The organism is Streptomyces lushanensis, assembly GCF_001700515.1.
In the GTDB taxonomy this organism is placed as follows: Bacteria; Actinomycetota; Actinomycetes; order Streptomycetales; family Streptomycetaceae; genus Streptomyces; species Streptomyces lushanensis.
Genome location: NZ_MAUD01000405.1, coordinates 1 through 11751, shown reverse-complemented (window position 1 = coordinate 11751; position 11751 = coordinate 1). Strand labels below are relative to the sequence as shown.

The 11751-nt window shown below is 70.7% G+C and carries 11 protein-coding genes, 1 tRNA gene and 1 pseudogene; 4 read left to right on the top strand and 9 right to left on the bottom strand.

What is annotated here, in order from left to right; genetic code table 11:
• The first annotated feature begins 26 nt into the window (after positions 1–26).
• Positions 27–2207 (top strand): helix-hairpin-helix domain-containing protein, encoded by a 2181-nt coding sequence (locus tag BFF77_RS27990; protein ID WP_079125556.1) that lies wholly within the window; start codon positions 27–29, stop codon positions 2205–2207.
• Positions 2208–2438: 231 nt separating this feature from the next.
• Here the strand turns inward: BFF77_RS27990 and BFF77_RS27985 are convergent, their stop codons facing one another.
• On the bottom strand, positions 2439–3089 hold the full coding sequence (locus BFF77_RS27985) for a hypothetical protein (protein ID WP_066955215.1): 651 nt from the start codon (positions 3087–3089) through the stop codon (positions 2439–2441).
• A gap of 47 nt (positions 3090–3136) precedes the next feature.
• Here BFF77_RS27985 and BFF77_RS27980 point away from each other — a divergent pair, with 47 nt between their 5' ends.
• The gene (locus BFF77_RS27980) at positions 3137–3325 is read left to right on the top strand and encodes a DUF5703 family protein (RefSeq protein WP_030354641.1); all 189 of its coding nucleotides are present in this window, start codon (positions 3137–3139) and stop codon (positions 3323–3325) included.
• Between the two features lie 83 nt (positions 3326–3408).
• Here the strand turns inward: BFF77_RS27980 and BFF77_RS27975 are convergent, their stop codons facing one another.
• The 3 genes from BFF77_RS27975 to BFF77_RS27965 form a co-directional block, all read right to left on the bottom strand.
• A complete protein-coding gene (locus tag BFF77_RS27975) occupies positions 3409–4224 on the bottom strand; it encodes a chaplin (protein WP_066955213.1) in 816 nt (271 codons plus the stop codon).
• Positions 4225–4362: 138 nt separating this feature from the next.
• A complete protein-coding gene (gene chpH / locus BFF77_RS27970; RefSeq protein ID WP_066955209.1) occupies positions 4363–4596 on the bottom strand; it encodes a chaplin ChpH in 234 nt (77 codons plus the stop codon).
• Between the two features lie 179 nt (positions 4597–4775).
• Positions 4776–6101, bottom strand: coding sequence for a M20/M25/M40 family metallo-hydrolase (locus BFF77_RS27965; protein WP_066955218.1), 1326 nt, complete (start codon positions 6099–6101; stop codon positions 4776–4778).
• Positions 6102–6294: 193 nt separating this feature from the next.
• Here BFF77_RS27965 and BFF77_RS27960 point away from each other — a divergent pair.
• A tRNA-Leu gene (locus BFF77_RS27960) sits at positions 6295–6379 on the top strand.
• A 12-nt stretch (positions 6380–6391) separates the two neighbouring features.
• Here BFF77_RS27960 and BFF77_RS27955 read toward each other — a convergent pair.
• The 5 genes and pseudogenes from BFF77_RS27955 to BFF77_RS27935 form a co-directional block, all read right to left on the bottom strand.
• Positions 6392–7004: pseudogene (locus BFF77_RS27955) on the bottom strand (RNA polymerase sigma factor).
• Between the two features lie 102 nt (positions 7005–7106).
• On the bottom strand, positions 7107–7703 hold the full coding sequence (locus BFF77_RS27950) for a hypothetical protein (RefSeq protein WP_066955206.1): 597 nt from the start codon (positions 7701–7703) through the stop codon (positions 7107–7109).
• A 68-nt stretch (positions 7704–7771) separates the two neighbouring features.
• Complete coding sequence (locus tag BFF77_RS27945; protein WP_066955203.1) at positions 7772–8233, bottom strand: hypothetical protein; 462 nt, start codon at positions 8231–8233, stop codon at positions 7772–7774.
• A 55-nt stretch (positions 8234–8288) separates the two neighbouring features.
• The gene (locus tag BFF77_RS27940) at positions 8289–8897 is read right to left on the bottom strand and encodes a hypothetical protein (protein WP_066955200.1); all 609 of its coding nucleotides are present in this window, start codon (positions 8895–8897) and stop codon (positions 8289–8291) included.
• A gap of 104 nt (positions 8898–9001) precedes the next feature.
• Positions 9002–9943, bottom strand: coding sequence for a type II CAAX endopeptidase family protein (locus tag BFF77_RS27935; protein WP_066955197.1), 942 nt, complete (start codon positions 9941–9943; stop codon positions 9002–9004).
• A gap of 1359 nt (positions 9944–11302) precedes the next feature.
• Here BFF77_RS27935 and BFF77_RS27930 point away from each other — a divergent pair.
• The coding region (locus tag BFF77_RS27930) for an EamA family transporter (protein ID WP_169922743.1) at positions 11303–11751 on the top strand (449 nt) is incomplete at its 3' end.

Genomic DNA, 11751 nt, shown 5'->3' with positions numbered 1-11751 from the left:
GCCCGCTCAGCTTGGCACCGGCGGCGATGGGCCCCGCCTTCTCCGCCTTCCGCCGCTCGATCCGCTCCCGCAACTCCCGCTGCGCCGCCAACTCGGCGGCGGCCTCGGACACTTCGGCCCCGCCCCCGGTGCCGCCGGCCCCGGCCGCCCCATCGGCGCCGGCCGGCGGCACCGGGGGCGGGGCCGAAGTGTCCGAGGCCGCCGCCGAGTTGGCGGCGCAGCGGGAGTTGCGGGAGCGGATCGAGCGGCGGAAGGCGGAGAAGGCGGGGCCCATCGCCGCCGGTGCCAAGCTGAGCGGGCAGGCCGCCGATCTGCTCGCGGCCGTACGGGCCGTGGAGAGCGGCGCTCCGGTGGACCCGGCCCTGTTGAGCCGTCCGGCACCCGGACGCGCCACCGCGCCCGCGCCCGCCGCACCCGCGCGCTCGCCCGCACAGGCTCCGGCGCCCCGGCCCGCGCCTGCGGGCGCCGCGCCCGGGACCGTCTCCGGCGTACGGGCCGTCCTCGCGGAGGGCGGCGCACCGGAGGCACTCGCCGGGCAGGTCGCCACCGTGCTCGGGGAGCGGGCCGCGGACGCGCTGCGGGAGGATCCCTGGCAGCTCCTCGCCGTGCCCGGAGTACGGCCGGAGCAGGCCGACGGATTCGCGCGGGCGCTGCTGGGAGCGGCGTGCGGCCCCGGGGACGAGCGCCGGGCCGCCGCGCTGGTCGGCTGGCTGCTGGAGCGGGCCGCGCTCCAGGGCCACACCGCGCTGGAGGCGTCGTCGGTGCGCCGCGCGCTGGCCGAGCACGCGGTGCCCGAGCCCGACGAGGCCGTGGAGCACGCCGTCGCCGCAGGCGCGGTGCTGCTCTTCCAGGACGGCCCGGAAGAGGGCCCGGGGGGCCCGGAGGGCGCGGAGACCGAGGACGGCGCGTCGCAGGACGCGGACCCGGCCGGGGCGGCGCCGGTGCCGGTGCCGTTCCTGCTGGGGCTCGACCGCTACGCCCTCGCGGAGGAGAGCCTCGCCGACGGACTCGCCCGGCTGGTCAAGACCGGTCCCGACGCCTCGTGGGAGGAGGCCGCGACGGCCGCCCCCTCGTCCTCGGCCGCCGAGCTGATCCGCGCGGCCTCGGGGCACGGGCTCGTCCTGCACACCGGCGGCGAGGCGGCCCGCGCCGAGCCGGCCGCGCTGGCCGAGGCGGCCCGCGCGCTCGGGGTGCGCGCCGTCCTCGCGGTCCACGGCGAGAACGGCCGCGGCAGGCTGGACACGGAGGCCGTCACGGTCGCCGGGCTGCTCGCCGGTACGGAGGGCCCCGGGCGGGACGAGGACGGCCGGTTCGCCCTCGGCCTCCTGGTGGTGCTGGACGCGCCGCAGCTCGATGTGGAGACGGCGGCGCTGCTCGTCGAGTCCCTGCCGGACGGTGCCCGGCTGGTGCTCAGCGGGGATCCCGGGGTCCTGTGGTCGGCGGGCGCGGGCCGGGTGTTCGCCGATCTGCTGGCCGCCCGTGTGTGCCCGCAGATCGCCTCCCGTACGCCCGACCCGGGCCCGGTCGGCGAGCTGGTCTCCGGCATCGGCGTCGGCGAGCTGAACCAGGTGGAGGCTCCGGGCAGGGAAGTGGTGATCGTTCCGGTGCGGGACGCGGGCGAGGCGGTGCACCGCACGGTGCAGTTGGTCGCCGAGTCGGTGCCGCGCGCCTTCGGGACGGCCGCCGGGGAGACACAGGTGATCACCGTGGGCCATGGCGGAGCGGCCGGTACGCGCGCGCTCAACACGGCCCTCAAGCAGCGGCTCAATCCCGGCCCGGGCCGGTTCGGCGGCTTCGACCCGGGCGACAGGATCGCCTATGCGCCCTCGCCCGGCAGGACGCTCCAGGGCGCCGTGGTCTCGGCGGACCAGGACGGGCTGCGGCTCGACTGCGAGGGCGGGGAGGTCATGGTCCCCAGGGAGCGTGTCGAGTCGGCCGTACGGCACGGCTGGGCCCTCACCGCGCACCAGGCGGCGGGGATGCGCTGGCCGGCCGCGGTCGTGGTGCTTCCCGGTGACGCCGCCCAGGGGCTGAGCCGCCCCTGGGTCTACACGGCCTTCGGCCGGGGCGAGCGGCATCTCTCCGTGGTCCACGGTGTCGACCAGGCCCTGCCGCACGCGGTGGCCACGATCCCGTCCCAGGAGCGCACCACCCGGCTCCGCCCGCTGATCGAGGGCCTGCTGACACCGGCGGCACAGCACCCGTAGCGCCGAGGCGGCCAGGACGGGCGGCACAGGACAGGCCGTGACCGGACACGGGACAGGGCGTGACCGTGGGACTGGGCGCGACCGTGGGGCTCGCGTGATCTCCCCGCGCCGGACGGGCTGGATGCTCAGCCCGTCCGGACCCCCGGCGGCCGTCCGGCGCCCTTCAGCGACCCCGGCCGCCGCTCGGGCGCCCTGTGCCAGCGCCGCCGGTCGGGCGTCCCGTGCCGCCGGTCAGGCGTCCTGCTCCTCCATGTCGTCCAGATCCGCGTCGAGATCGTCCTCGTCGAAGACGGCACTCACATCGAAGCGGCAGACCACCTGCTGCGGGTCGGCCTGGTCGAAGGGGGCACTCAGCCACTCCCCCGGTTCGGGCAGATCGTCGGCCGCCGACACCCAGAGGGTCGAATCGCCCTCTTCGAGTCCGAATTCCTTGTGCCGGGACGCGATCTCGTCCGGCTCGTACTCGCCGAAGAGCACGCCGAGAGCGGCATGCACACTGCCGCCCACCACACCGCCGGTGCCGGTGTCGCCGTCCACATCGGCGATGCGCTGTGCTTGTGCGAGCAGCCGCTGCGGCTCGACCACCGCGTAGTCGCGCCGGATCAGCACACTGAGGGCGTTCGGCTCCTCCGGACCCCTGTACGGCGGAAGCGAGTCGTCCGGATCCGGGATCTCGAAGGGGGTGACTTCGTCGTACCGGTGGTAGAGCCGCTCGTCGTAGACCTCGGCCGCGACGGCGAGGGCATTGAACGCCTCGGAGACCGCCGGATCGTCCTCACCCGTGCGGTGTTCGACCGCCGCTAGATGGCGGTCCAGGGCTACCTTGACCGCCTCGGCGGCGGCGCGTACCTCGGCAGCGGTGGGCTGCGCAGCATCAGACATAGTGCAGACGCTATCCGTACCTGGCCTCTGCCCGCACAATAGATGCGATGCCGGAATACGAATTTGTCGACGTGTACGTGCCGCGCGGGGTCTCCCGCAAGGAAGCGGCCCGTCTGCTCACCGACCACGCCGAGTACGGGCACTGGGAATTGGACCGCCTGAGCCTGCACCGGGACGGCAGTCGCAGAGTGCGGCTGCGCCGGCGCATCATCCGCCAGGTACGCGCCACCTGGTGAGTACGGCGGAACGGGCCCCGCTGACGCGAGGCCCGCCCGTGATCCGTACCCGACCGCCGTAGGTGCCGTCCGTACGCGTCCGATTACGCGGCGGAGCGGGCGCGGCGGTAGATGAGGCTGCCCGCGATCAGGAGCCCCGCGCCCACCGGAACGGCGATCCCGAGCGCACCCGCCCCGGTCCGGGCGAGCGTCTCGGTGCCCGCGGGCCGTACGACCGTCTGCGGCTCGGGCGCGTTCGGCGACGGCGGGATCGCGCGCACCTGGATCGGCTTGCCCGGCTCGCTCGGCTCACCCGGGGTGACGGGCCTCTCGGGCCGCTCCGGCCCGGCTGGCGGCGCGACGGGCGAATCGTCGGCGCAGCCGTTGCCCATGGCGGGGTTGAGCAGGCCGCCGATGGAGACGCTGTTCCCGCAGGCGTTCACGGGGATGTCGATCGGCACCTGGACCGTGTTGCCGGAGCCGACGCCGGGCGAGTTCGCGGAACCGCCCTCCGCGTGGGAACCGCCGGCGGGCGCGGTGTGTGCGGCGCCCGGGTGCGATCCGCCGTGATGCGATCCGCCCTGGTTCGGACCGCCCTGATGCGATCCGCCGTGGTGCGGGCCACCGCCCTGCGGTGAGGTGTGCGGGCCGCCGCCGTGACCGCCGGACGACGGGCCGCGCCCATTGGCGCAGCCGTTGCCGAACGCCGGGTTGAGCACCCCGACGACATCCACGGTGTTGCCGCACACATTGACCGGTACATGCACCGGAACCTGCACGGTGTTCCCGGACAGCACGCCCGGAGATTTCGCCGCGGTTCCCTCGGCTCCCGAGTCCGCGTGCGCGTGGCCGCCGCCGAGCGCGAGCACGCTGCCCGCGGCCGCCATGGTGATCAGGCCTTTGCGCGTGACCTGTCGCATTGCTTGGATCCCTGCCTTCTGCCTTCCGGGACTGCCCTGGGCATCGGTGCCGGGGCAGGATGCCCAGCGGCCCCGGAGTGCATGGCGCGCACTCCGGGGCCGCCCGGGCTCAGACCCTCACGGGTGAGAGATACGTCGTCACTTGTTGATGCAGACGTTGCCGAAGGCGGGGTTCAGCAGCCCGATCACCGAGATCGTGTTGCCGCACACATTCACCGGCACGTGGATGGGGGCCTGGATGACATTGCCCGAGACCACACCGGGAGAGTTCACGGCGGCACCCTGGGCGTCGGAGTCGGCGACAGCCATACCCGCGCCCGCGAGCACCAGGCCACCCGTGACGGCCGCGGCGGCGACGATCTTCTTGATCATTATTTCCTCCTTGTTGGCAAGCGCGGCCCCAACCGCGGGCCGCAACACCTGTAACGAGGAGGAACCAATGAGGCTACGAGCGTATGGTCGCATTCACTCCTTTCAGTCAAATACGCACGCGCTGCCGATTGTTGAGAGTCCTGTGCCCACTCCCGGCCGACTCTCCGCCGGCCGTCGTGTCAGCTCTGATCGATGAAACGGTCGAGTACGCGAACACCGAACTTCAGTCCGTCCACCGGCACTCGCTCGTCCACACCGTGGAACATCCCGGCGAAGTCCAGCTCCGGCGGAAGCTTGAGCGGCGCGAAACCGAAACCGCGGATCCCGAGATCGTCGAAGGACTTGGCGTCGGTGCCGCCGGAGAGCATGTACGGAACGGCCCGCGCGATCGGGTCCTCGGCCAGGAGCGCGCTCTGCATGGCGTCCACCAGGCTCCCGTCGAAGCTCGTCTCCAGGGCCTTGTCGGAGTGCACGTCCTCGCGCCTGACCCGGGGGCCGAGGATCCGGTCGAGGTCGGCCAGGAACTCCTCCTCGTACCCCGGCAGGAAGCGGCCGTCGACATGGGCGGTGGCCTGGCCGGGGATCACGTTCACCTTGTAGCCGGCGCCGAGCATGGTGGGAGCGGCGGAGTTGCGCAGGGTCGCGCCGATCATCTTCGCGATCCCGCCGAGCTTGGCGAGCGTGCCCTCCATGTCCTCCGGGTCGAGCGGGACGCCCAGCGCGTCGGACAGCTCGTCCAGGAAGGACCGTACGGTCTTGGTCATCCTCACCGGCCACTGGTGGCGGCCGAGCCGGCCCACGGCCTCGCAGAGCTCGGTGATCGCGTTGTCGGTGTTGGTCATCGAGCCGTGTCCGGCGGTGCCCTCGACCGTCAGCCGCATCCAGTGCATGCCCTTCTGCGCCGTCTCGATCAGATACAGCCGCAGATTCTCGTTGACGGTGAAGGAGAAGCCGCCGACCTCGCTGATCGCCTCCGTGACGCCTTCGAAGAGATCGGGGTGGTTGTCGACCAGATACCGCGCGCCGTACGTGCCGCCCGCCTCCTCGTCGGCGAGAAAGGCCAGCACGATGTCGCGCGGGGGCTTACGGCCGCTGCGCAGCCTGTCCCGTACGACGGCGAGGGTCATGGCGTCCATGTCCTTCATGTCGACGGCGCCGCGGCCCCACACACAGCCGTCGGCGATCTCGCCCGAGAACGGGTGGTGCGTCCAGTCGTCGGCGTTGGCGGGGACGACATCGGTGTGGCCGTGGATGAGCAGGGCGGGCCTGGAGGGATCCTCGCCCTCGATCCGGGCGACGGTCGAGGCGCGGCCCTTGTGGGACTCGAAGATCCGGGGTTCGAGGCCCACCTCGGCGAGCTTCTCGGCGACATATTCGGCGGCGGCCCGCTCCCCCGGTCCGGAGTGGTCGCCGTAGTTGCTGGTGTCGATCCGGATCAGATCGCGGCAGAGGTCGACGACCTCGTCCTCGCCGGAGACGGTCCTGCCCGCGTTCGACTCACTCACGCTGCTCACTCCCACGGTCGGTGCTGGTGGTCCCCTCATACTCCCGTGTACGGCCCCCGCACCCCAAGGCGGTTCCCCGCCCGACATACGTCCGTCACACGGGGCGGGCTGCGACGGCCGTGATCGAGCACCGCTGATTGTTTGCTATGGTTTTCCACGTCGGAACGGCCCCGGGCCGCCCGGCAGACACCTCGTCCGGGTGGCGGAATGGCAGACGCGCTAGCTTGAGGTGCTAGTGTCCTTTATCGGGCGTGGGGGTTCAAGTCCCCCCTCGGACACGAACCATTACCCTACGGGGTGATGCGCAAGTAGTGACCAGGTCCGGACAGAGGTTCGCCTCTGTCCGGACCTGGTGTTTTCCGGGATGGTGGGTGCCCTGTATGCCGAGGCCGCGGTTTGTGCAGTTTCTTACGGGCGCGAGACAGCCGTGAACGCACCGTCCCGACGGGGACGCCCCGTGTCCGGGCCGCCGTGGCGTAGTCGGGACCCGACCAGACGCACAACGCGACCACCTTCCGCTCCGGGCCTCGCAGCCGGGACAGCGCCTCCCGAAGCCGGGTGATCCGGTCGGCGTCGTCGATGCGGCCGACCAGTTCCTCGGCGAAGTCCGGGAAAGCCTCTTCGCGCGGAAGCCGCCCGACGGCGGCCTCGTGACGCCGGGCGGCACGACGGGTGTTCCTCGCGGTGTTGGTCGCGACCCCGAGCAGCCACGGGCGCAAGGACCCACCGTCCGGATCGACCGACTCCCGCGGCCGCCACGCCTCAAGGAAAGCCAGGGACAGTACGTCCTCGGCCACCGACCAGTCCCCGGTCAGCCGGAAGGCGTGGTTGTACACCGCGGGCGCAGTCGTCGAAGAGAGCCCCGAACGCCTCCGGGTCTCCCGCCCGTATCCGGGCACGCATACTCAGGTCCATACCCTCGAACTGTCCGCTCGGCCAGGGTGAGTTCCCGGGAAGCCGCGCGCGGGCCGCAGGGGGTGACACGCCCCGCGGCCCGCCGTGATGTCAGGGGGACCAGGTCAGATAGAGCAGGGCGAGGAGTTCGCCGTTCTCGTTCAGGGCTTTGAGGGTGGACACGCTGTTGTCGGCCACAGGGAACACCATCACGTTGGCTCCGGAGTCCGGATCGGTCACCTCGTCGAACCAGGGACCTCGGCGGGAAAGGACCCCGGTGGACAGCGTCGACTCCTTGAACCTCACGAGGGATTCGACGGGCATGTTCCGTTCGGCTCTGTCGCTCCACAGGCACGCGTATCCATCGATACGCAGAGCGGAGGACTCGTCGAAATCCCAGGTCGAATCGGCGAGTTCGTCGGCGGCGGCGAGGGCGACGAACAACGTGGTCACGTAGTACCGCGCCCGGCCCGAGTCTTCTCCCAGATCGACACTTCCCGCGTAGACCGGGTGAACGCCGGGCTTCACTTCGAAACTGTCGATCCCGGAACCGGCGCATTCCGGAGTGGACCAGTTCAGATCGCCGTCGACCACCACCAGATCGCCCGCCCGGTCGATCCATCCGGGCCCCGGACCGCAGAGCGATTCCAGCTCCAGTTCGGTCCAGCTCTTCCTGATGAACTCCGGAACGAAAACATCCATGTCCATGCGACATACCTGCCAGATCGTCAGAAACAGCTCCGGTCCGGCCCACGACGGGCCGGACCGGAGCTGCTCTACTCGGAGTGTGCGGTCGAGAAGTACGTACGCGCCGTCGGCAGGAACATCAGCACGACGGCACCGGCGATCAGGACGACCGGACTGACACCGACGACAAGATCGTAGACGCCGCCGGCGGTGGCCTCCGGCTGATATTCGTCGGAGCTCACGCTGTTGACCAGAACGAACAGCAGGAGGGCGCCGACGGCGGTGATCGCGTTCCGCGCCCATGTCCGCCCCCGGCGCATGGCCAGGGCGAAAAACAGCAGCAGGGCGGTGGTGACCACCGTGAATCCGGCGGACAGGGCGGTCTGCCGGATCGCTCCGTCCTCCCCCGTCTCGCCACGCATTTGATCGAATCCCGAGGGAGAGATGACGAATGTGTCCAGCACCCACGAGACCGGGCTCAGGGCAATCGCCACGAGGAAGAGCAGAAAGGCCGCCTCCACCTCCCTGGGGCGTATCTCGTTTCGGTTCATCAATGCCTTCGTCGTCATGGTGTCCTATGGTCTGGGCGGTCCCGGCCCGTGGTCGTCACGAGTACGTCCGGACCCGCTCCGCGATGCCCTTCTTGATGGTCACCTCGACGCGCAGGTTGCCTGCCTTCGCAGCGTCGTCGAGCTCATCCGGCGTGCACTTCTCGGCCTCCGGGGTCTCGGGGTCCCCGCAGATCTCCCCGCCGATGATCTCGGTGTCGGCGGCGACCCAGAAGGCTCGTTCCCCGACCCGCAGCTTGCCGGGCGCCCAGAAGGTCAGCTCGCCGTGGAACGTACCGTCGGCGCCGGGGGCGTCGGGGTTGTCGACGGGGCCGTTCTCCGTACCGCTGCCGGGGGCGTCATCGGCTCCGCCGTCCGAACCGGAACCCGGATCCGCTTCGGAGTCCGTACCCGAACCGGAATCCGTACCCGAGCCGGAGTCGCTACCCGCGCTGGACTCCTTACCCGCGCTCGGGCTCTCGCTCCCGCCACCCGAACCCGCGTCGGAGTCGCCCTTCTCGTCGGCACCGGCACTCGCGGCGGGACTGGAACCGCTCCCGGAACCGTCGGCGGCGGAGTCGGGACCGCATCCCGTGAGGAACAGGCCCGTGGTGGTCAGAAAGGCCAGAGCGGCGAGCGTGCGGGTGCGCGTACGGGTGGATCGCATGGAAGTGCCCTTTCGGCGTTGTTCGTTGGTGAGTGGCAACGCCGCGCCCCTGTCCGGGCCGCGGCGTTGCCGTAAGGAAGTCCTGGTGGCCGCGATGGGGTCGGTCAGCCGACCGGAGCGATCCGCCGCGACGCCTCGGCGTCGTCCTGGCCCGGCTGAAGCGCCACCTGGAGGTGCGGGCCCGTCCGGCGATCGCGCCGCGTGGCGAGCAGCGTGCCGGCGAGGGCGACCTGTACCCCCAGGACGCATGCCTGGGTCAGCGGGGACTCGACGGTCAGCACGGCCATGGTCGCGTTGAAACCGAGATGGACCGCGACGGCCGCCGCGACTCCGGCACACTCGTACGCGTAACCGGTCAGCAGGGCCACGGGGAAGACGCTGAGCGAGAACATCAGGCCGCTCCAGCTCAGCAGCCCGAGCTCCGCCTGGACGGTTCCCTCGATGAAGAACAGCGGCAGATGCCAGACCGCCCAGACGGCACCCAGCAGGAGTCCGGCCCGAAGCCGGCTCATGGACGCACGCAGACGGGGATACGCGGTGCCGCGCCAGCCGGGCTCCTCGGCCACCGGACCGCCGATCAGCATACTGACGAAGAACGGCACGATTCCGCCGACGCTCGAAATCAGTTCCTTGCCCTCGCTCAGGCTCACCGTGGCGTCACCGAGGAAGTCGGCGAGGAACGCGCCCGCCACCACGGACGCCGAAGTCAACGCCAGCAGGGGCAGCACCCACAACAGGCGTACGCCCTGCCGGAATCTCACCGTATGAACGGGTACGGGCTCCCCGCGGCGGACGCGGCGCACCCGTACCGCGATCGCGCCGAACACCGGGCCGAAGCCACCGAGCAGAAAGGGAATGGCGGTGGGGGAACTCGTCGGCGATCCGCCGAGTGTGATCACGATCAGCCAGAAGGTCCAGGTCGTCGCGAAGGTGACAGCGAAAAAGAGGCCGAGGCCGCTTCGCCGACCCTGAACGCCGTCGGCCTCGACCTGCCGCGGCGCTTCGCCACTCCCGGTGAGTCCGCCTCCGCTTTTCTGCTGGAACATCTGAACTGCCCTTTCCACTGAGGTGCTCTCCGCGCCATGTCCACGACGCCACGCACGGCGAAAGCCCGGCACACCGGGCGCAGGGCCAGGCGGTCGGCCGGGTGCCGGCTGCCACCACGGAAGATCTCTTCGGCGCGGTGGGAGTGCCGCGGAATCACAGGCGACCCGTGGGTCGATTCTGAGGTGGGGCCGCATTCGCCAGGAGCGGTGCGCGCCTTTGTTGCCTTCCGGTACAGGCGAGTGTGCCCTCGTGACCTGCGGCGACACGGTGGCGGGCGACCGGGCGGGCGTCGCCCTGTCGTACCTCGCGAACCTCGGCGTGCCACAGGACCCCACGCGGAATCGCGGCGTGCGAGTTGTACGGGTGCCGGGATGCCCATGGCTCAGGGTCTGCTGGACGACAGTGAGCGTGCCGACCAGTGGGTGCCGCATCTCATGTGCCGCGACGGTGCATGCCTTGATCCGATGGTCGCCCCACATCGACGCGACCTCGGCATCTCTCAAAGCCGTGACTTCAGCAGACAACCGTGCACGGACATAACAGTCGCGGCCCACCGGATTCCCGCATCCCGCGCGGCGGGCCTTTCCCGGTAAGCGTTTCGTGCTGACAGGACTGTTCCGAGCCTGACCGGTGACGAGCCGTCGATGACAATGTCACGCAGTCAATTGCCCTTCAGTCCACAGCACGCTGTACGGAAGGGCCGTGTTCGGACCGAAGCGCATACGAAGCACGGTCGGAGAACGTCGGCTTTCGGCTCCGGCGGCGGCTGTCACCCCAGCCGCCGGCGGATCGGACCTCAACCAGCAGCTTCGAACAACGGGCCTCTGACCAGGGAAAACGACGGAAGCCGGCGCTGTGCGCTCCTGGAGGACCGACGGTGATCAGCCTGGTCGCCGTCCAGGACGAAAGCTTCTGTCCCCCATCGCGCGGACGTCGATGTGCCGTTGAACGGCGCGGGCGGACGTATCAATCGTCACCTACGATCTCCTTCGGTCAAGAAGCCTCACCGAAGGCTCCGTCCCTCCTGACAAACCTCGGACTCGAACCGACCACGTTCAATCGGAGTCAATTCCCGCGATGGAAGACACGGAAATAACCGACCGGCCTCGTGACCGCATATCACTCCATGTGCACGAGTGGTCTGAATTCTCGATCGGCAGTGAAAAGGAATCGGGCGGAACGCATCGCCCGGGGAGCGGATGCGGGGATCTCCACGTGCATTCCGAAGGATTGTCCGGGTTCGACCACCGCTTCTCGCGACGGCGCATTCATCTCACTCGGCCGCTGCCCATGTCCGATCGCCCGAACGGCTTGGCGTCCGCCTCGGCCCGATCGACCGCACGCGAGGGCAGCGGCGCGTGAAGAGGAAAGGCGATCCGCTGTCCGTGGTGGCGATGGTGGTCACCGTTGTCTCCATCTCGGCCACCGCCCCCCTGACCGCCTCCGGCACCGCCGCCCCGCTCGCCATGGCCTTCTGGCGCAACTGCCTGGGCTTCGTCGTACTCGGGCCTCTCCTGCTGTTGCTGCGACGCCGCGAGGTGGTGCGTGTGACGCGCGGCGAGCGCACCCTCCTGCGCCGAGAGCAGTGGCGGCCCTTGTTCTTCGGCTTCCTCGCAGCCACGGCGCTCGCCCTCCACTTCGCGGCGTTCATGACGAGTACCCGGCTCACCTCGGTCGCCATGTCCACCGCCCTCGTCGCCACCCAGCCCGTCTGGCAGGCCCTCATCGCCGCGGGCCAGGGCGCCCGGACGTCGAGGAGAACATGGACGGGTCTCACGCTCGCCGTCGTGGGCGCGGCCGCGGCCGC